The sequence below is a fragment of the Dickeya chrysanthemi NCPPB 402 genome (genome assembly GCF_000406105.1).
Taxonomy (GTDB): Bacteria; Pseudomonadota; Gammaproteobacteria; order Enterobacterales; family Enterobacteriaceae; genus Dickeya; species Dickeya chrysanthemi.
Window position 1 is genome coordinate 3,957,414 of sequence record NZ_CM001974.1, and the last position, 21,477, is coordinate 3,978,890.

The following is a 21,477-nucleotide window of genomic DNA, read 5'->3' on the forward strand; positions in this document are numbered from 1 at the left end:
TTAGCAGTTGCATACGAAGGCCGTGCATTTCCGAAAGGAATGCGCGGCTTATTGTCGTTTATAAACGTATATAGATAAGGGGCTTATGGCTGGACGTATTCCCCGCGTATTTATTAATGACCTGCTAGCCCGTACCGACATCGTTGACCTGATCGATGCGCGCGTTAAATTAAAAAAGCAGGGCAAAAATTACCACGCGTGTTGCCCGTTCCACCACGAGAAAACCCCTTCGTTCACCGTTAACGGTGACAAGCAGTTTTACCATTGCTTTGGTTGCGGCGCCCACGGCAACGCAATTGATTTCCTGATGAATTATGATCGTCTGGAATTCGTTGAAAGCATTGAAGAACTGGCTGCAATGCACGGACTGGATGTTCCTTACGAAGCCGGCACCGGTCCGACGCAGTTCGAACGCCACCAGCGGCAAAGTTTATACGAGCTGATGGAACAATTAAGCGCTTTTTACCAACATACCTTGAAGCAACCCGCAGGCGGCCCTGCCAGAGAGTATCTGACCAGACGTGGTCTGAGTGATGAAATCATCCAACAGTTCGCTATCGGATGTACATTGCCTGGGTGGGATAACGTATTAAAGCGTTTCGGCCGCAGCAGCGAAAACAAAACCACGCTGACTGATGCCGGCATGTTGGTGACAAATGAGAATGGTCGTACCTATGATCGTTTTCGCGACCGGGTGATGTTCCCCATCCGCGATAAGCGCGGGCGGGTGATTGCTTTCGGCGGTCGGGTAATGGGCGATGGTACCCCGAAGTACCTGAACTCGCCGGAAACCGAGATTTTTCATAAAGGTCGGCAATTATACGGCCTGTATGAAGCGCAACAGAAAAATCCGGAATTGAAGCGACTGCTGGTAGTCGAAGGGTATATGGATGTGGTGGCGCTGGCTCAGTTCGGCATCAATTACGCTGTCGCCTCACTGGGAACATCAACAACGGCGGATCATATTCAGTTGCTGTTCCGCGCCACCGATCAGGTGGTGTGCTGTTACGATGGTGACCGTGCCGGGCGTGATGCGGCCTGGCGCGCGCTGGAAACCGCGCTACCCTATCTTGATGACGGCAGGCAACTGCGTTTTATGTTCCTGCCTGATGGCGAAGACCCGGATACGCTGGTTCGTCAGGAAGGTAAAGCGGCTTTCGAGCAACGAATCGAGCAGGCGATGCCGTTATCAGCCTTTTTATTCGATTCGCTGTTACAACAGGTAGATATGAGTACCCCGGATGGGCGCACCAAGCTGAGCACGCTGGCGTTACCCCTTATTGGTCAAGTCCCGGGCGAAACGTTGCGCTTATACTTACGTCAACAACTCGGCCATAAGCTGGGGCTGTTGGATGACAGCCAGTTGGAACGTTTGTTACCGAAGACAGCGCAACAAACATCGCATTACCAGCCGCCGCGGCTAAAAGTCACAACTATGCGTATACTGATAGGACTTTTAGTACAAAATCCGAGGTTGTCCGCCGAGGTGCCGGAGCTGGCGCTGGACGGTGTGGAAGAGAACAAAATTGCAGGGCTGGAGTTGTTTTTAGCGCTGGTAAAAACCTGCAATGAAAGCCCAGGCATGAACATGGGATTGCTGCTGGAGAAATATCGCGAAAGTAAATATCGCAAGCAGCTTGAAACCCTGGCCGCCTGGGACCATATGATTGAAGAAGAAGAGCTCGAAGAAAAATTTCGCATCAGCCTGGCAGAGCTCTATGACCAGTTGCTACAGCAACGGATGGATACGCTCATTGCTCGTGAAAGAACACATGGGCTGAGCATGAATGAGCGCAAAGAGTTGTGGTCGCTGCAACTGGCGCTGACACGAAAAAACTGATTTCCTGCGGCTTAATTGCCGATAAACAGTAGGGTTGAGCCCTACAGCGTGCCGCTACAGGGGCTGCGGCGATAAGAAAAATACCCCTAATGTTATTGTTAGCGATTTACGCTGACCGACACCAACCCCAATATTCTGAAGTGTGGATACCGTCTTATGGAGCAAAACCCGCAGTCACAGCTCAAGCTACTTGTCACCCGTGGTAAGGAGCAAGGCTACCTGACCTATGCTGAGGTCAATGACCATCTGCCGGAAGATATCATCGACTCCGATCAGATCGAAGACATCATCCAGATGATTAACGACATGGGCATCCAGGTGATGGAAGAAGCACCGGATGCCGATGATCTCATGCTGGCTGAAAATACCGCCGATGAAGACGCGGCTGAAGCAGCGGCTCAGGTATTATCCAGCGTCGAATCTGAGATTGGCCGTACGACCGATCCGGTTCGTATGTACATGCGTGAAATGGGCACCGTCGAACTGCTGACCCGTGAAGGGGAAATCGATATCGCCAAGCGAATCGAAGACGGTATCAATCAGGTGCAATGCTCCGTTGCCGAATACCCGGAAGCCATCACCTATCTGCTGGAGCAGTACGATCGCGTTGAAGCGGGAGAAAGCCGCCTGTCTGATCTGATCACCGGCTTTGTGGATCCGAACGCCGAAGAAGATCTGGTGCCGAATGCCGCGCCTGAGAACGCCGAACTGGCCAATGACGGCATCGACGATGACGACGACGAAAACGAAGAAGACGAAGACGATACCGACGATGACAACAGCATCGACCCGGAGCTGGCGCGTCAGAAATTCACCGAACTGCGCGATCAGTATGAAGCGACCCGCGTCAGCATCAAAGCACATGGCCGCAGCCACCCGTCGGCGATTGAAGAAATCAACAAACTGTCTGAAGTGTTTAAACAGTTCCGCCTGGTGCCAAAACAGTTCGACCTGTTGGTAAATAACATGCGTTCCATGATGGATCGCGTGCGCGCTCAGGAACGCCAGATCATGAAGCTGTGCGTTGAGCTGTGCAAAATGCCGAAGAAAAACTTTGTCACGCTGTTTACCGGCAACGAAACCAACAGCAAGTGGTTCGAAGCCGCACTGTCCATGGGCAAGCCCTGGTGTGAAAAACTGCGCGAAGTTGAAGACGACGTACATCGCAGCCTGCAAAAACTGCAGCAGATCGAAGAAGAAACCGGTCTGACTATCGAGCAGGTGAAGGATATCAACCGCCGTATGTCCATCGGTGAAGCCAAGGCTCGCCGCGCCAAGAAAGAGATGGTGGAAGCGAACCTGCGTCTGGTGATTTCGATTGCCAAGAAATACACCAACCGCGGCTTGCAGTTCCTCGATCTGATTCAGGAAGGCAACATCGGCCTGATGAAGGCGGTAGACAAATTCGAATACCGCCGCGGTTACAAATTTTCTACCTATGCCACCTGGTGGATTCGTCAGGCGATTACCCGCTCTATCGCGGATCAGGCGCGCACCATCCGTATTCCGGTGCACATGATTGAGACGATTAACAAACTCAATCGTATTTCCCGCCAGATGCTGCAGGAAATGGGCCGTGAGCCGACGCCGGAAGAGCTGGCTGAACGCATGCTGATGCCGGAAGATAAGATCCGTAAGGTCTTGAAGATCGCCAAAGAGCCGATCTCGATGGAAACGCCGATCGGTGATGATGAAGATTCACATCTGGGTGATTTCATCGAAGATACCACGCTGGAGCTGCCGCTGGATTCCGCTACTTCAGAAAGCCTGCGCTCCGCTACCCACGACGTACTGGCTGGCCTGACCGCCCGTGAAGCCAAGGTACTGCGTATGCGTTTTGGTATCGACATGAATACCGACCACACACTGGAAGAAGTCGGCAAACAGTTCGACGTTACCCGTGAGCGTATTCGTCAGATCGAAGCGAAAGCACTGCGTAAATTGCGCCATCCGAGCCGCTCTGAAGTACTGCGCAGTTTCCTGGATGACTGATAGATAAGTTTTATTACTTAATGATGCAACCCCCGGTTTCGACTGGGGGTTTTTATTTGAACCACATTAGCGCCTCCTTCTCCCGTCCGCCGGGGCAAAAGCGGTACTGTGCACAGTGTGGTCATGCGCTAATGCCCACAGGCTCCCACCAAACCCCGCATGAATTCTTAATAATAACAATCTACTGTAAAGTGAATACAAAACGACCATACGGTCGCCGGGCTATAGACCCGACTAGCCGGATTACCTATAATTAACACCCGTTTGGCCCCTTAGCTCAGTGGTTAGAGCAGGCGACTCATAATCGCTTGGTCGTTGGTTCAAACCCAACAGGGGCCACCAAATTTTAGCTTTAAAATCATATGATTAAGCCACCTTTTAGCGGGTGGCTTTTTTATACTCTCTATTTTAGTGGCGATAGAATGGCGGTGGACTTTCATCATAAGTACCACTTCCCTCAGTGATCCCTCCTCATCTCTTGTCATATTATTTAGCTTCTTTGAATCAAATGGGACTTGGTTTATGGCTTTAACAAAATGCAAAGAATGTAAGAAAGAAGTATCAACCTCTGCAAAAGTCTGCCCGCACTGCGGCGTTAAAAATCCTAGTACCACAGCCGGTCAGGTTTTGTGGTCCTGGTGTTACTGGTTTGGGGTGCTACAAAAATCTTTGGCGGAAGTGATGACAAGCCCACCGCAAAAGCTGATACCCCAAAGAATTGCGCAGCAAATGACGGTCAATGCTTGTTTGATAAAAACTGGATTGAAGCAGCATCACGCTGTCGCCCTTTGATAGAAAAGTCATCCAAATATGATTTCGAGTGGACTGACGGAATGATGACCCCCATGTTTTCACATTTCCGCCTGAACGAAGCCAAAAAACAAATGACGTTCATCGGTGACAAAGTGAAATTTACCAACGGGTTCAACGCAAAAATAACGATGACACACAACCGCACCTATGACCTGCAAGGTAAGAGCATCATCGATTTTGGGATTATCCGCTGACACCGCCACGCTGAAAATCGTGCCGTTAATGCGTTCAGTCTGGATCAGCGTACCCGCCGGGATCACCACGGCCTGCGCCGCATCCGACTTATAGAAGCGGATAACGCCCGATGCCGCCGTGGCCGCCTTACGTGACAGATTGACACCCCAGGCGAACAGATTGAGGAATGAGCCGGACGCCGTAGCCAGATACATATTGGCCAGTACCACGCTGATCAGAACGTCTTTCAGCCAGATAATGTAGTCTTGACTCAGGCAAGCCATTATAATGGCGTATTCAGGCCGGAAATCACAACAAGAGATGTTCAGTATGTTATTGATAAATAAATTACAGTTAACAGCTGTAGTTCCGGGGAAAACCAGACCAGCAGATTCGTAAAACGGGCACAGTGTCCCAAAGCAAAAGCGAGCGCTGACTTAGGAGCAGACGGAGCATCCCGTGTTTTATCAGTATGAAGCTGATATCGACCTGAACCCGGAAATCGGCGCGGGACCGGATGCCCAGAGAGAGGGCAACCAAAATACATAACCACGCCGAGACATAACCAGAAGCATGATTTGGCTGGCGTGCTGCATTCAGGAACGGGTACAAATCCCCTACGCCAGCAGCAATAGTTCTGATTTATTTATCGGGTTGTTAGAATTATTGCCGTGTACATACCGATGGGCAAAAAGCATCACGTTAGTGGTGGATAACTACATCATCCATAAAAACCGCAACGTGGGGCGCTGACTGGAAAAAATACGACGTTCCGGTTGTTATTCCTGCTAACATATTCGCCGTGGTTGGATCCGATAGGGCGACTGTGGCTTTCGTTACACGAAACGATAACGCGAACCATAAGCGTCGATACATGCGGTAGTTACTTGACAGTTTATGAATGCTGTTTCGTCATTCCCCGGCAATCAACACGGTGTGGCTGAAGTGGGCCGGCAATGTGCGAAGTTATTTAATCTGCATGGGATTAGGCGTGTATTTCTGGCAACAGGTTTTAGAATAAGGGACAAGTAGAATGTTGAGGCAAGCAGTAATGCCGGACTATCGGAATACCTTGATAAAAACCAAAGGAAACACTACGATTCCGACTAACCAGCCATTGTATGGCTGGTTACCAGAAGTGCATGATTCAGTATTATTTCCTTGCTCTTTTCCTACCCCAAAAACGATTCAACACACTGAAATAGAGAGTCAACATGTACAGCCTCCCTATATTTCTCGGCACACGTTTAGCCAAAATTTCATGATGAATGGAGGAAATACGCTAACATTACTAAAAGCTCTCGGTAATACTGAGATGAAGATGCGCTATGCCAGTTTTTCTCCCGAACATCTGGATGATGCAATTAGGTTTAGTCCTTTAGAGAATTAACTTAACCATGAAAAAATCAATCTTTTCTGTAATAATTACTACATTATTAATTTTTTTGTTTATATCAGCGATCACCTACATGCTGAAGTCCTATACTTCACCATTACCCAATAACACATTCAACTGGGATGACTTTAACGCTTATATTTTAGGAAATGGCGGAATTATATTCTCTGGTTTAATGCTTATTGGATTAATAATGACCTTGAGCATCACTATAAAAAATAACAACAAAAACAATGAATTAATTGAAGCCAACCTTCGTACAACGACCGAAAACCACAAAGAACAACTCGAATTACAAAAGAAATTTTATAAAAAAGAAGTCAAAAAAAGAAGAAAAGAGTATGCATTATCATTAATCATCAGATATGTTAATGCTCTAAATAACAAACTTGATAATAAAAAATACCATGTCTGGGATGAAGAATCACAGATTTATACCACAAAATCAGAAAGTGAATTTCTAGAGTTCGCTTTATCACGATATAACAATCATATTGATTCAGATGAAAGTGACGATAGTGGAAAAATAAAAAATTACCTTTTTCCTTTCACTTTCATATGATAACTAATGAAATGAAAGTTAAATATTTTGAAGAGACTTTAATATTAGAGCAGATAATAAAAACAATAGATAGCTTTAATAATGAACAGTTCAAATTGGATTTGATTAATGTTTTCCTAGCCAATACATCTCGCGAAAGAACATTCTGGCTATTAGTCTATGCTGAACACAGTTACAAACCTGTTAAATATTTTTTCGAGGCCCATAGTAAGCAATTACTAATAATGCCAGAAGCAATTATGCTGAGTCAGCCAACTTATCATAAAAAAGTATCAACAAAAAGATATTAAAAATAACATACAGATAGATGCGTATATGCTTTCTATGTTCTTTCACAATGTAAAAAATTGACAAAAAAATAATTAAGTAATTGATTTAAAAGAAAATAAAATGAAGGAAAAACTATGTTTTCATAATCGCTTGGTCGTTGGTTCAAACCCAACAGGGGTCACCAGATTTTAGCTTTAAAATCATATAATTAAGCCACCGCTCAGCGGTGGCTTTTTTGTTATTCAGGAGCGAGTGTCCCATTTTTGTCGCCCCATTTTTAAAACCTCTCCTAATCTGATACCTCATTTGTTATATGATTAAAGTATTTTAAATCAAATATATAGAATCTAGCCTATGGCTCGACTCATCCCTTCGCCAACAGCTAACTACTAGGCTGTGTCCCGTAACTATTTTTTGTACAGTTCAGCATTGTTATAACTGTGCAAAAAAACGCTTTAAGCGATAAAGAACGACTAAAAACGATCAATGTTTAACCAAAAGTCACATCTCGGAAATGATTCTTGCAGCACTTTTTAGCGTGTAGGGAGGTTAAGGGACAGACCCTAGCTTAATTTGACGACTACCTTGCCTTTCGCCCGCCCCGTTTCAACGTAAGACAGCGCATCTGCGGTAGCAGCAAACGGAAAGACCCGGTCCACCACCGGCCTGATGATGCCTGACTCAATGAGAGCGCTAATGTCGTCAAGCTGCTTGCCGTTGGCTCGCATAAAGACAAACGCGTAGCTCACTCCCTTCTGCTTCGCCCGCTTCCTGATACGGTGGCTCAGGAGGCGCATCACCTGCTTCAGCCCCCATGAAAGCCCCTGCTCTGCCGCAAATTCCGGTGTGGGCGGGCCGGATATCGAGATGAGCTGCCCGCCGGGTTTTAACACCTGCAGCGATTTTTCCAGCACATCATTACCCAAACTGTTCAGTACCACATCGTAGCCATGCAGTACGGTTTCAAAATCCTGCTTCCGGTAATCAATGACGACATCGGCCCCCAGCGCTTTGACCCACTCAACATTACTCGTGCTGGTCGTGGTAGCGACGAAAGCGCCGAGATGTTTAGCGAGCTGGATAGCGATGGTGCCTACACCGCCGGAACCGGCGTGAATCAGCACCTTTTGCCCTTTCTTCAGCTTTGCGGTTTCAACCAACACTTGCCAGGCCGTCAGGCTAACCAGCGGCAGAGAAGCTGCTTCTTCCATACTGAGGTTGCCAGGTTTCAGCGCCAGAGAATCCTCTTTGACGGCGATAAATTCGGCAAAAGCGCCGATACGCTGCTGGTCTGGCCGCGCATAGACCTCATCGCCCGGCTTAAATCGTTTTACTGTCTGCCCGACGCGAACGACGACGCCGGCCACATCATTCCCCAACACCAACGGTAAACGATAAGGCAGAACAAGTCTGAATTCGCCTTTCCCGATTTTGGCATCAAGCAGGTTGACACCAGCGGCATGCACCTGAATTAGGACGTCATCACCTCCGAGTTCCGGTTCAGGCATTTCACCTATTCGTCCGCCGCCTCTGCGGCCATACCGATCAATAACGAACGCTTTCATAATGTGTTGCTCTCCAGAATGATGACCGATTAACGGTATGCCAACCCGCGCTTATCAGCACGAATAACAGAAAGAAAAACAATGTGAAAAGGAAGAACAGCCGTATCGACAAGAAAGCCAGAGACCGGAATCCGAGGGATAAACCGTCGTACGCTGAATGTCCTAAACATCAAGATCAAGCGGCAAACCCTCGCGGATACCCAACTCCAGTAAACCTGGCACTATCGGCTTATTTGATGTCATAAAATACCTCGTCTATTGATTCGTCATTAAGCTGTCTGTTTTCTGAGTAAATAAAATCGGCGCACTGTGGACGCAATTCATTATCGGCGTATGCATCAGTCGATAACGTATGGCAGAATGCGCCTGTGCGAACCCCGGCAGCATAGCTTGCCGGGCGTGTTGATAGGCCGCCCATTGCCCGAATTCGTGGAGCGACGGGATGGTTACCGGTTCGCGGCGATCAAAACCAACCAGCGCAGCATCCACCAGTTCCTCTACTGCCATCACATCGGGAAGCGTATTGATGTCAGTGCCTGAGCACTCCCCAATCTCTGTGTACGTCACGTCAGGAAGCACGGCCTGAACGTAGACACCACTGGGAGCCAGCTCAAGACAGAGTCCCTGAGACAGAAACAGCACGAACGCCTTGGTCGCACCATAAACGGTCAACCCGAACTCCGGTGCCATGCCGACCACTGAGCCAATATTGATGATGGCCCCTCCACCTACCTCCGCCAGCCGTGGGGCAATCGCGCTGGTAAGCCGGACAAGCGCCGTCGTGTTGAGTGTGACCAGCCGCTCGACATCGTCCGTCGACTGTTCAATGAAGTTCCCACCGATATTCATCCCCGCGTTATTCACGAGGACCCCAATACGCCTGTCTTCGCGCAGTCGCGCAGCCACCGCAGCAAGATCGTCGGATCGGGTGAGATCAGCCGACAGAACATCGACAGTGACGCCATTCTTCTGGCTCAGATCGGTTGCCAGGGCATCCATGCGTATATGATCGCGGGCAACCAGCACCAAATCATGGCCACGGCTGGCGAAACGCTCGGCATAGACAGCGCCAATGCCGGATGAAGCGTCAGTGATGAGAACCGAAGGAGTTGTCGTCATACGTTTGCTCTTTTGTCAGGGAGATAGAGATGATGATCATCATGCTTGCATGAATAGATGATGTATGACATATATTATAGATGTCAACTGACATTTATAATATGAGGGTTAGCAGCATGCACTACACCACGTTTGGCCGTAACACCGGTTTACGCGTATCCGAGCTGGCGCTCGGCACAGGCAACTTTGGTACCCGTTGGGGCTATGGTTCGGAAAAAGAACAGGCAAAGCAGGTATTTGATCGTTATACCCATGCTGGCGGCAACTTTATCGATACGGCTGATGCCTATCAGTTCGGCCAGTCTGAGGAGATAATCGGCGAGTTCATCGCCGCTGATCGCGATCACTTTGTCGTCGCGACGAAATATACCCTCAGCGCGATGCCGGACGCGGGCATCTCTCAAACCGGCAACAGCCGTAAGAACATGATTTCGTCGGTGGAAAACAGTCTTAAGCGACTGAAAACCGACCGTATTGATATACTGTGGGCACATTTTGACGATCAGTTAACCCCGCTTGAAGAGATCGTTCGCACCTTTGATGACCTGATCCGCGCAGGGAAAATCCAGTATGCCGGGCTATCCAATTTCCCGGCCTGGCGTATCGCCCGGGCAGATACGATGGCGGAGCTGCGGGGCTGGTCGCGTATTGCCGGTATTCAGGTGGAATACAGCCTGGCACAGCGCACCGCCGAACGGGAACTGCTGCCGATGGCGGAAGCGCTGGGGCTGGCGGCAACGCTTTGGTCTCCGCTGGGCGGCGGTCTGTTGACAGGGAAATACCGCCACAGCAGTGAAGGTCGCCTGCAGGGATTGGGCGGCAGGTTGGTGCACATCGAGCAGGATACCACGCTGCTGGATGAAGTCATCGCCGTGTCACAAGAGCAACAGCGGCAACCTTTGCACATTGCCATTGCCTGGCTGCGGCAGAAAGCGGCCCATTCCAGCACCAGTCTGATCCCTATTCTGGGTTCCCGTACCCTGAATCAGCTGGATGATACTCTGGCGGCACTGGAGGTGACGCTTAGTGATGAACAGATGGCGCGCCTTGATAACGCCAGCGCCGTCTCGCTCGGGACCCCGCACGATCAGATAGCAGGCAGTCTGCCCCGCGCTCAGGGCGGCGACACCGCGCGCATCGCCGCGCTACGACCGCCACGTGCCTGAGCCGTTTGATCATTATTGATGAAAGGCATCATCTATTGAGTCTGATATTTTCATACACTAAGATGATGCCTGCCCGGTGGTGAGGAGAAAGCGATGGCCCGTGTATCAAAACAGCAGATGGAGCGAAACCGCGAAGAAATCATCCACGTTTCTTCGCAGCTCTTTCGTGAACGCGGCCTGAACGGCGCCAGTGTGAATGACTTGATGGCGGCAGCGGGATTAACCCACGGTGGCTTCTATGGACACTTTGCTTCCAAGGATGAACTGGCCGCTATCGCCAGCCGCAAGGCGTTTGAAGACATCAGCATACAATGGCAGGCGATCAGCCAACAGCCGGGGCAAAACAACCTGTACACACTGGTAGAAAACTACTTGTCTGCCAGACACCGTGATGACGTCAAGGACGGATGCGCAATCACCGCGTTAGCCAGTGATGTCGCTCGGGAAAGTGAAGAAAAACCGATACGAGAAGTGTATCTCAATGGCGTGAAAGACATGCTGGGCAGACTGGAGTCCCTTTCCGACAAGGAAGACGGCGAACAGCGCAGGCAACAGGTGCTGACGCAGGCAACCTTGCTAATCGGTGCATTGGTACTATCGCGATCCACCTGTGGCGATCCGCTATCGGATGAATTTCTCGCGGCAGCCAAAAAAGCGCTGCTGAACGAGGCATAGCACGTCGCGCCGTTACAGCATCACCCTCTCATACTCCGCATCCAGCAGCGTAAAATCATACTGCCGCTGCGAGGAGAGCATCACCTGCCGGTCTTTAGTCACCAAAATGGCTTCGATGTGCGGTAGCTGGGACAGGTAAGCCAGACCTTTTTCCACGCCCAGACCATAAATCAGGGTGGTGTAGATGTCCCCGTCGATGGAGGTATCGGAAATAATGGTCACGCTGAGTAATTCGTTATCCAGCGGGTAGCCGGTTTTCGGGTCGAGGATATGGTGATACACACGACCATCACACTCGAAATAACGCTCGTAAATACCGGACGTCACCACCGACTTATTCGCTACATGAATCATGCCGATGAGTTCGCCATTGTCACCAAACGGTTTTTGCAATCCGACCGACCAGGCAGTCTGGCCGCCGTTCTGCGGCCTGCCAATCGCCAGTACATTGCCGCCCAGGTTGATCAACGCATGGTAGACATGCTGCTGGTACAGCAATTGCCTGATGACATCAGCAATATAGCCTTTCGCTATCGCCCCTAAATCAATTTCCATCCCCGCTTTTTCCAGCCATACCGAGCGTTGCTGCGCATTGAGCACAACGCAACGCGGGTCCGTCAGCGGCAGCAACGCTTGCAGTTCGTCGGCAGGCGGCACACTGCGGCCGTGAAAACCGATTCGCCAGCGTTTGACTACCGGTCCAATGGTGAAATTAAAGCCACTGTCCTCCAGCAGGCTGACCTCTAGGGCGCGCTTAATCAGATTAAACAGCGGCTGACTGACGATAACCGGGTGTTTCCCTGCCGCCTGATTGATAGTCATCACATCAGAGTGAGCGCGATTAACGGTGAGTTCATCTTCCAGTTGTTTAATCCGCTTAAACACCAGCAAAGCCAGTGGCTGATTAGGTTCAAACAATTTCAGCAGAATCGGCGAACCCATAAGAACCGTGGAATAGGTATAAACCCGATCGTCTGGCGGCATAATGAATCCCCCCGAAAGAGACGTGAATGATGCCTGCGTCAGACGTGGGCTCTGACGCAGGCCGGCGTTAAGACACTGTATATCAATTACATCTGCACGTAGGATGCCGCGTTACGGCCCGCCTGAATACCAAAAACGATGATGTCGGCAACGGCATTGCCGCCGATACGGTTACCGCCGTGGATGCCGCCCACCACTTCACCGGCAGCAAAAGCGCCGCGGATCACCCGTTTTTTGCTGTCCAGCACCGCGGTATCAGTGTTGATGACCACACCGCCCATGGTGTGATGCACGCCGGGTGCAATGCGGATAGCGTAGAACGGCCCTTGATTGATGGGGTGACGCAACGCGGTTTTGCGCCCGAAGTCGTCGTCATGCTGTTTTTCGACAAACAGGTTATAGCGCTCCAGCGTGGCTAACAAAGCGTGAAAATCCATCGCCAGTTTATCGGCCAGTTCGCGTGGAGAAGCGGCGCTCACCACAAAACCACGGGATAAATACTCGTCCGCCGCCTTGTTTTTCATCCTCACCTGCTCATCAAACAGGATATAGGCGTACTTCTCCGGCAGAGCGATGATCGATGCCGATACCTTGTCGCGGGTTTCCATTTCGTTAAAGAAACGCTGGCCTTGTTGATTGACCAGAATCGCGCCGCCGCCGCGAATGGATTCGGAAATCAGGTAAGACGTGCTCTGCTCGACGGTCGGATGGATCTGAATTTCCCCCAGATCAACGGTATCGGCGCCCACCTTCTCCAGAATCGCGATACCGCTGCCGGTGGCGCCTTTATGGTTGGTGGTGACAAAGCCGTCCAGATCCGGGCGATATTTCACCACCATTTCGCGGTTGGCGCTGAATCCGCCGGTGGCGACCACCACGCCCTTGGTGGCGATGGTCAGTTGCTCATTGTCTTCGTTAATTACCCGTACACCGGTAATCGCGCCGGCGTCGTGAACGATATCGATAACCGACGTCTCCAGCATCACGTCGATATTGCGTTTGTTGATGTTTTTCACCAGTCCGCTGATCAGGAAGCCGCCAACCGCCGAGCCATCCGCCGGGCGATGCGTGCGATCCACGCTCATCCCGCCGGTAATGGTAATGTCGTTCAGTTCGATCCCATGTTCCGCCAGCCATTCAATCGCCATCGGCGCGCCTTCGACGAATCGTTTCAGCAAATCAGGGTTATTTTTTCCTTACCGCCTTTCAGGGTCTCCTCGTAGAAGCACTGCTTGTCGTCAACAATGCCGCGCATCTTCTGGAAGCGGGTGCCTGCCGCGTTCATACCGACGGATGCCTTGATAGTATTACCGCCGATACTGGACATCTTCTCGACAATCAACACTTTGGCACCGTCATCACAAGCCTGAATCGCTGCGGCCAGACCAGCGCCGCCGCTGCCGATCACCACCACGTCATACCGCTGCGCCTCGGCCGGATCGCCGCCTTCCGCCATAATCGCCGCCTTGCAAGACCTGGCCAACGCTTTGGACACGGCTTTTTTCACCGCTTCGCTTTGGGTGGTGGCACCGGTAACGGCATCCACGTGCGGGCTGTTAGCATCCAGAATACGAGAGCGGATAACGTCGAAGCTGCTGACGAATTCGGTATTCAGGTGCGGATTCGGCTCCAGCGTGACGTCGGCGATGCGGTCTGTTTCCAGGCAGACATTGATCACCAGGTCGCCGGCATCGTCCTGCACTTTTTCCTGAAAAACGCCGGCCTGGAATTTTTTCGCCGACAGACTTATGTCGCGGATCATCGCTTCCACCAGCGAGAAACGCCACAGCGGTTCCGGGATGGTCAGCGCTTCACGTTGGGTACTGTCGATAAACAGGTCGATTTTCTGCTGACTGATGAGACGATCGGTCCAGTCCGGGTAGGCAATACACGCTTTTCCTACTGCGACCAAATCGTAACCGTGCTCCAGCGCGATGTCGGCATCCGCTTTGTTTACCACACCGCCGACGCCGATGACCGGCACCTTAGCCAGTGTGTCAGAACGCATAGCAACATATTTGCTAATCAGCGGGGTGGGATCGGTGGTCTCGACGATGGACGAGCGCAGAGTATGTCCCATAGAGAAGTGCAGATAATCCAGCCCGCGCGCCGCCAGCTTTTCCAGCAGATACAGGGTGTCGTCAAACCGAATGCCCGGTTCTTCGATTTCCTCCGGCGAGAAGCGATAACCGATGATGAAGGACGCATCCGCATACCGGCGCGCCATCTGGTGGGTGATTTCCAGTACCGCGAGCGGGAATCGGGCGCGGTTGTCGCGGCTGCCGCCCCATTCGTCGGTGCGCAGGTTGGAGTTCGGGGAATAGAACTGCTGAATCAGGTAAGTATTGGCGCCGTGAATTTCCACGCCGTCGAAGCCGGCTTCAATGGCGCGGCGCACCCCTTCGCCGAATTTGACGATCATGGCTTCCACGTCTTCACCCGTCAGCGCCAGCGGAACCGCCGCCCCTTCCCGCGGCGCGGCAACGGCGCTCGGCCCGACCGGCGTACGGCCGCCAATCAGTTTCGGCTCCACCATGCGGCCACCGTGGTAAATCTGCAGGATGGCTTTCGAGCCCTTCTCTTTAATGGCCGAGGCGATTTTCGCCAGCCCGGCGATTTTATCGTCGTTGTCGATACCAATGGCGCCCGGAAACGCCAGCCCTTTATCGTCGATAAAGCAGCACTCCACAATCACCGCGCCGATACTGCCGGCACGCACCTGATAGTACTCCACCAGCTCTTTGGTGACGGTGCCGTCATAAAAACCGGTGCAAGTGGTCATGGGTGCCATCAGCAGACGATTTTTAAGCTCGACGCCATTGGGCAAGGTAAACGGACTGAGTACCTGGTGATTAACGCTCATAGTAAGAGACTCCATAAATTACCAATGTTTTATAGGCTTTGAATTTGTTATCGGTTTATTGTTTTTGGTTTTGCTTAGCGGGCCGATGTCATAACGTTAATATGATTGGCTTTTTAGTTTATAAATAATCAAATTAGTTAATTAACTAATAATCCACTATTATGTCATCGCGTTGTTTAAAGAGTGATTCAATAAAAAATAAATCATTCACAATTATTTAAAATTAAATAACGCCTTATTTACCTGAATATGTAGCCTGCCGAATATGCCCGTCATATTTCCCGTTGCAGGTGCGCCGGCTGCGTTCAAATCACCCTCCGGCGACGTGCTGCGCTGCACGCTATTATTTTGCAGATTACCGCGTTCCGGTTCGGCTCATACACGATGCGACCAAGCGCCGTAGAACGGCACCCACTACCGTTACCGGAGCGGAAAAAATATGACCAATAACACCAAATAAATAAAACACCGGTTCAAAATTATCACTCCAAAAATATCACCTCGAATTATCCTTTCTTTTTTTACGTCTATTCCATTGGCAATGCGCGTTATTTCCACGTTGCCTGAGACAGGGCGAGAATGTAAAAAGCCGCCTCTTCGGCGGCTTATACCCAAAATAATTCGAGTTGCAGGACAAAACGCGCTGCGTTTTGAACAACGCAACGCGTTGGCCCGTAAGGGCAAGGCTCATTAGAGCCTTGTAACGCGGCAAGAGAGTGACAAATTCGTCGGAAACGAATTTGACCAGCCAACGGCTGGCCTCTGGTGAGAGACAGGATGTCTCTCATTTCATCCCGATGAGCTTACTCAGGTAAGTGATTCGGGTGAACGACAAATCTGCCGGGAGCAGATTTGAACGCTGCTTGCAGCGGCCCGAAGGGCGAGGCCCATATTATGGGCCGAGTAACGCAGCCAACACACCTGCAACTTGAAGTATGACGGGTATATATTCTTATACCAATGGCAAGCGCCAGGCGTGCTACTCATTAATCAATTGAGCTACCAGCCGACGAGACGCGTCATCAAACGGCGCCCGCATCAGCAAATTGGATTCGCCGCCGGGACTTTGATAGAACACCGGCCGCGCATGTGAGAAACGTTTAAAGCCAATCTCGCCATGATAAGCCCCGATTCCCGACGCCCCAACACCGCCGAAAGGCACATCATGCACCAGCACATGGGTCATCACGTCATTGATAACCAGCGCGCCGGATAATGTTCGATGCCGGATTTGCGCAATCTCCAGCGGATCATCGCCGAAGTAATAAGCTGCCAGCGGGCGGTCCATCCCATTGATGAGATCCAGGCACTGTTCGAGATGATCGTAGGCGATCACCGGCAGCAACGGCCCAAAAATCTCCTCCTGCATGATGCGGGAAGTCAGCGGCGGGTTAATCACAAATGTCGGCACCATACGCCCACGCGGCAGGTCGTCCTCTTCTTCCGACGCTCGCACCAACGTCGCACCCAACGCTCGGGCATCGTCCAGTAGTGTGCAGAGCCGCGCCGTCTGACGAGCATTCACCACCGATGTGTATTCGCGGTTGTCGATAAACGTGCCGAAGCGCTGGTGTAAAAACGTCTTGGCCTGTTCAACGAACGTCGGCAGATCATCCTGATGCACCAACACATAGTCTGGAGCGATACAGATCTGCCCGGCATTAAAGGTTTTGACGGTCATGATACGCTGTGCCGCCTGGATGAGATTACTGCCGCGCGACACCACCACCGGCGATTTACCGCCCAGCTCCAACGTTACCGGGGTAAGATTTTCCGCCGCCGCTTGCATTATCTGCCTGCCCGTCGCGGTGCTGCCGGTAAAGACCAGATGGTCGAACGGCAACGCTGAAAACCGCTTCGATGCCTCAATGCCGCCTTGTAGCGTTGAGATTTCCTCTGCACTAAAATACTCAGCGATCAGCCGGCACAATAACCGGCTACCGTTTTCGGCTAATTCGGAAGGTTTAATCATCGCCCGGTTACCAGCGGCAATAACGCCCGCTAACGGGCCAAACGTCAGTACCAGCGGGAAATTCCATGGACTGATGATACCGACCACCCCCAACGGTTTATATTCGACGACTACTCGCGTTCCAGGAAACGGCGAGGTTCGTTGCTCCTCAGGTACCCACTGTTCCAGATGCTGCGCCGCATGGCGCAGCGCCTCGATCGAACCGAGGATATCCGAAACCAGTGTGTTGCCGGGAGCGCGGTAGCCAAAATCCTGACTGTAGGCGTCGCATAACGCGTCCTGATGCGTTCTTAACAGTACGATGCAACGGTTTAATATGGAAATACGCTCGGAGACAGTGAGCAGGTGCTCTGCGGCCACCGCTTTCATTCGGGAAAGGTGCTGTGAAATAACATCAGCCGCAACAGGCTGATTATTGAGAATAAAATGATTCATGGCGACTCATCGAAAATATACAGGAATGACGCCTTCTGAAAAGAAGGATACGGGTATATGAATTTGATGAGTAAGTAGCCGGGGTGGATTGTACGTTTGCGCCGCCGGATTATCCAGCAATAAACGCCGGAACCTGATGCGCGGCGTCATCAGGCTCCTGTTCCGATCACGGCGTCGGCAAGAGAAACGCTTTAAACTGCGGCGTCATCACTGCCTCGAATCCTTGATCGGTTTTAGTAATCAGGTAAACCGCCAGCCCTTGCTGTTCCGCCAGCTTCAGCGCCTTTTCCGCCCCCAGGACCATCAAGCCGGTATCCCAGCCATCCGCTTCCAGTGCGGTTCTGGCAATCACGGTAACGGAAACCAACTGATGCGTAATCGGCCGGCCGGTAGCCGGATCGATGACATGAGAATAGCGTTTGCCATCCTGCTCAAAATAGTTGCGATAGCTGCCGGACGTGCTGATGCCGTAGCCATGGAGGTCAACCGCCGTCTGAATGGCGTTTTCCTTGTCGGTAGGTTTCTGAATGGCGACCCGCCAGGGCTGCCCCTGACCGTTGACGCCACGACTAGAAATCGCCCCGCCGACGGAAACCAAATAGTTGGTAATGCCTTTACGGGTCATCAGTTGCGCCAGCAGATCCGCACCGTATCCCTCACCCAGGGTGGAAAGGTCCACATACAGGCCCGGCAAATCTTTCTGCAACCACTCCCCTTGGTCATTGCTGACGAGGCGCAGGTGGTTCAGCCCGACTTTACGCCGTGCCTCGTCAATCTGCTGCTGGCTGGGGATGGTAACCGGCTGCTTCTGCGGCCCGAATCCCCACAGATTGACCAGCGGCCCCACCGTGATATCCATCGCCCCGCCGGTTGCCCGGCCGATACGTTGTGCGGCCAGAATGATATCCGCCATACCATTGCTGACAGGCTGCGGCTGTGCCCCGGCGTACTGATTAAAACGGGACAACACCGAGTCGTTGCGATAGGTGGAAATCTCGTTGTTCGCCTGCTCCAGCAAAGCATCGATCTCCTGTTGCAATTGCCGGCTGCTTTCCGGCAACGCCCCGCTTATCTTCACGCTGTAAAAGGTGCCCATGGTTTTACCTTCAAACGTGGTAAACGGGCGAGCGGCATCCACTACCGCCTCTTGCTTACAAGCGCTCAATACGCTGATTAGACCGAGAAAAAGGACAGATTTTAGGGCGAAAGACGCCATGAGCCGCACTCCTTGAATCACAATGACGCGCTATTGATAGAGCAAGATCGGGTGATTGAAAAGCGCTGATGGGGAAAAACCTGTCTGAACGCAAGAGATTAGTCAAACGGGGTACCTTGGCCAGGCGAAACGTTGCTATTTTTTCAGCAATCAAAGACGAATTCCGACAACAACGACAAAACGCGCCGACTGGCGCGTTTCGGTAAGCTCGGGTTATCGTGGTTACGGTGCTTTTGGCGCAACAGGCTCCTGCTGGCGTTTGGCAAAGTTGTCGTTGAACTGTTTTTTCTGTTCCGGCGTCAGCACGTTGTACATTTGGTTATGCAGTTCCAGACGTTTCAGCATATGCGCTTTGTTGGCTTCGGCCATTTTATTAACCATCGCTTCGGCTTTGGTTTTATCGAAGCTATCGGCAGCAATCAGGCTATGCCATTGCGTACGTTCTTCCGCCGAAGGACGTGTACGGTCTTTTTTGGCGTTCTCCATAATGTCGCGCATTTTCTGACGCTGCTCGTCGGTCAGATTCAGCCCTTTGAACATCATATTCTCTTCCATCATGCCGCGCTCACCGCGCCCGCCGTCATGATGTTTCATCATGCGCGTCCCTTGATCCGGCATAGACGTATCGGCCGCGTAGGCAAATCCGGCGCTACCCAGTGCCAGTGCAGAGGCAATCACAATCGCAGTTAATTTAGACATAATACTTTCCCTCACATTGCGGTTTTAATTATTAACGCACCGGAATGCGTTAACCTTTGCCATGCAGTATAGGCCGGTGAATTTCAGTTAACCGGATGACAGGGTAAAGCTTTGCAAGGGGGATATTCACAATTGGGCCAATTGTGGAGAAAGCGGAAATATTCCGTAAACAGCGTTACGGGTAATGAGACCAGACGATGAAAAAGGGCGCGGCGGTTCCCGTCGGGTAACCTCGCGCCCTTTCGATTAGCGGTTCATCAGGCTGCTTGTACCTGACGCAAACGTTTTTCGCGGCGAATCTTACGCTCTTCCATGACTGCGACCATCGCCATCAGACAAATACAGCCGATAGCGGCGGCATCCAGCGCAGCAAAGGTGCCGGCCCAACCGGTTAATCCAAAAATCGGCGTACCGTCGGCGATCATCCCCAGCCCCAGCTTCGCGAAACTGTCGCCAATCAGGTAAGCGAAGGTGCCTTTAATGCCATCGGCGGCGCTGATAGCCTTTTTCGGCACAAACCCAACGGCGGCGACGCCAATCAGCAACTGCGGGCCGAACACCAAAAAGCCCAGCGCAAACAGCGACGACAGGTACACATACTGGTTGCTGGCGTGTTGATAAATACCCAACGTCGCGATGATCAACGCCAGCGCGATGCAAGCCACCAGCCCACGGCGACCATTCGCGAGATCCGATAACCATCCCCACAATAACGTCCCGACCAGCGCGCCGGCTTCAAACAGGGTAAACCCTTGTATCGCAACCGATTTAGGCAGTTTCAGTTCCTGATAGGCATACACCGTGGACCACTGGTCGATACCGATGCGCACCACATACAGGAAGACGTTGGAGAAGCACAGCAGCCAGATCACTTTATTTTTCAGCACGTACTCGACGAAGATCTGCCATTTGGTCATATCGCCGTCTTCCGCCTCTTTGTCTTCTTCGGAGATAGCTTCGTCAAACAGTTCTTCCGCTTTCCCCAGTCCATAGGCTTCCGGCGAATCGCTGCCAAAACGCAGGCCAATCAAACCGACGATCAGCGCAATAATCGATGGGAAAACAAACATGCCGATGACGTGGCCGTCGAACAGGTAGTTAGCGCCAAACAGCGCGACACCCGCTGCACCGGCGCCGCCGAGGTTATGGGAAATATTCCACAATCCCAGGTAGGTACCGCGTTTGCGGCGTGGCGTCCACTTGGTAATCGTCGAGTAACTGCATGACCCGCCGGTACTCTGGAAAAAACCGCTCAATGCATAAAAGGCGATCATCAAAAACAGGCTGACGGACCCCGCGCCCATGCTGGCGCTAAAACCCAACATACAAATGGCGGAGAGGATCAGCATAAACGGCAGGAACTGCTTGGTGTTTTTGCCGTCCGCATAATAGGACACCAGTGTTTTGCCCACGCCGTAGGTGATTGAAAAACCAAGGCCGATCATACCGAGTTGCGTCATGCTCAACCCGTAGGTGCCGATCATGTCGTTTTGGGCAATATTGAAGTTTTTACGAATCAAATACATGGTCAGGTAGCCGATGAATACCACCATATAGGACTGCATAAACGGCTTGAACCACATTTTGCGCCGCACATCGAGCGGCAAATCGAGCGTCGGTTGACGCACCTGGGTTAAAAAGTTGAGCATGATGTTTCCTCTTACAGGACGGGGCGGCTTGCGGCCTTTTATTTCCCTGCATTGTAAGAAGCGTCGGCGCAATGGGCCTGAGGGAAC

15 protein-coding genes, 1 tRNA gene and 3 pseudogenes are annotated in these 21,477 nt (G+C 51.5%); 10 read left to right on the forward strand and 9 right to left on the reverse strand.

Translation table 11 applies throughout. The features are described 5' to 3' along the window. The first annotated feature begins 85 nt into the window (after nt 1-85). From dnaG to DCH402_RS23195, 4 genes are all read left to right on the forward strand, one after another. Complete coding sequence (dnaG, locus tag DCH402_RS17455; protein ID WP_040002482.1) at nt 86-1,840, forward strand: DNA primase; 1,755 nt, start codon at nt 86-88, stop codon at nt 1,838-1,840. Nucleotides 1,841-1,996: 156 nt separating this feature from the next. Further along, on the forward strand, nt 1,997-3,832 hold the full coding sequence (gene rpoD, locus DCH402_RS17460; protein ID WP_040002484.1) for an RNA polymerase sigma factor RpoD: 1,836 nt from the start codon (nt 1,997-1,999) through the stop codon (nt 3,830-3,832). 266 nt (nt 3,833-4,098) lie between these two features. After that, nucleotides 4,099-4,174: transfer RNA gene (locus DCH402_RS17465), tRNA-Ile, on the forward strand. Nucleotides 4,175-4,354: 180 nt separating this feature from the next. After that, nucleotides 4,355-4,624, forward strand: coding sequence for a hypothetical protein (locus DCH402_RS23195; protein WP_233276298.1), 270 nt, complete (start codon nt 4,355-4,357; stop codon nt 4,622-4,624). 206 nt (nt 4,625-4,830) lie between these two features. Here the strand turns inward: DCH402_RS23195 and DCH402_RS17470 are convergent. Beyond that, a pseudogene (locus DCH402_RS17470) lies at nt 4,831-5,079 on the reverse strand (baseplate J/gp47 family protein); the annotation flags it as partial. A 181-nt stretch (nt 5,080-5,260) separates the two neighbouring features. On the opposite strand from DCH402_RS17470, the pseudogene DCH402_RS23200 reads away from it, so the two are divergent. From DCH402_RS23200 to DCH402_RS17485, 4 genes and pseudogenes are all read left to right on the forward strand, one after another. Then, nucleotides 5,261-5,773, forward strand: a pseudogene (locus tag DCH402_RS23200) (transposase); the annotation flags it as partial. Nucleotides 5,774-5,852: 79 nt separating this feature from the next. Beyond that, entirely contained in the window at nt 5,853-6,209 is a 357-nt protein-coding gene (locus tag DCH402_RS22670) for a site-specific integrase (RefSeq protein WP_161624084.1), read from the forward strand. Between the two features lie 79 nt (nt 6,210-6,288). Then, complete coding sequence (locus DCH402_RS17480; RefSeq protein ID WP_152486941.1) at nt 6,289-6,777, forward strand: hypothetical protein; 489 nt, start codon at nt 6,289-6,291, stop codon at nt 6,775-6,777. A gap of 11 nt (nt 6,778-6,788) precedes the next feature. Further along, the gene (locus DCH402_RS17485) at nt 6,789-7,067 is read left to right on the forward strand and encodes a hypothetical protein (RefSeq protein ID WP_152486942.1); all 279 of its coding nucleotides are present in this window, start codon (nt 6,789-6,791) and stop codon (nt 7,065-7,067) included. Between the two features lie 543 nt (nt 7,068-7,610). Here the strand turns inward: DCH402_RS17485 and DCH402_RS17490 are convergent. Beyond that, nucleotides 7,611-8,612, reverse strand: coding sequence for an NADP-dependent oxidoreductase (locus DCH402_RS17490; RefSeq protein WP_040002489.1), 1,002 nt, complete (start codon nt 8,610-8,612; stop codon nt 7,611-7,613). Between the two features lie 255 nt (nt 8,613-8,867). Further along, entirely contained in the window at nt 8,868-9,731 is an 864-nt protein-coding gene (locus tag DCH402_RS17495; protein WP_040002491.1) for an SDR family NAD(P)-dependent oxidoreductase, read from the reverse strand. 116 nt (nt 9,732-9,847) lie between these two features. Between DCH402_RS17495 and DCH402_RS17500 the strand changes: the two genes are divergently transcribed. Together DCH402_RS17500 and DCH402_RS17505 are read left to right on the forward strand one after the other, a co-directional pair. Next, entirely contained in the window at nt 9,848-10,897 is a 1,050-nt protein-coding gene (locus tag DCH402_RS17500) for an aldo/keto reductase (RefSeq protein WP_040002492.1), read from the forward strand. A gap of 93 nt (nt 10,898-10,990) precedes the next feature. Then, nucleotides 10,991-11,572, forward strand: a complete 582-nt coding sequence (locus tag DCH402_RS17505; RefSeq protein ID WP_040002494.1) for a TetR/AcrR family transcriptional regulator — start codon at nt 10,991-10,993, stop codon at nt 11,570-11,572. Between the two features lie 12 nt (nt 11,573-11,584). Here DCH402_RS17505 and DCH402_RS17510 read toward each other — a convergent pair whose 3' ends face one another. The 6 genes and pseudogenes from DCH402_RS17510 to uhpT form a co-directional block, all read right to left on the reverse strand. After that, nucleotides 11,585-12,556, reverse strand: a complete 972-nt coding sequence (locus DCH402_RS17510; protein ID WP_040002497.1) for an FAD:protein FMN transferase — start codon at nt 12,554-12,556, stop codon at nt 11,585-11,587. Nucleotides 12,557-12,642: 86 nt separating this feature from the next. After that, nucleotides 12,643-15,419: pseudogene (locus DCH402_RS17515) on the reverse strand (flavocytochrome c). 979 nt (nt 15,420-16,398) lie between these two features. Then, complete coding sequence (locus DCH402_RS17520) at nt 16,399-17,826, reverse strand: coniferyl aldehyde dehydrogenase (RefSeq protein ID WP_040002498.1); 1,428 nt, start codon at nt 17,824-17,826, stop codon at nt 16,399-16,401. Between the two features lie 166 nt (nt 17,827-17,992). Continuing rightward, nucleotides 17,993-19,042 (reverse strand): FAD:protein FMN transferase ApbE, encoded by a 1,050-nt coding sequence (gene apbE, locus DCH402_RS17525; protein ID WP_040002499.1) that lies wholly within the window; start codon nt 19,040-19,042, stop codon nt 17,993-17,995. 222 nt (nt 19,043-19,264) lie between these two features. Continuing rightward, nucleotides 19,265-19,741 (reverse strand): ATP-independent periplasmic protein-refolding chaperone Spy, encoded by a 477-nt coding sequence (spy, locus tag DCH402_RS17530; RefSeq protein WP_040002500.1) that lies wholly within the window; start codon nt 19,739-19,741, stop codon nt 19,265-19,267. Between the two features lie 257 nt (nt 19,742-19,998). Next, the gene (gene uhpT / locus DCH402_RS17535; protein ID WP_040002501.1) at nt 19,999-21,390 is read right to left on the reverse strand and encodes a hexose-6-phosphate:phosphate antiporter; all 1,392 of its coding nucleotides are present in this window, start codon (nt 21,388-21,390) and stop codon (nt 19,999-20,001) included. Nucleotides 21,391-21,477: the final 87 nt, after the last annotated feature.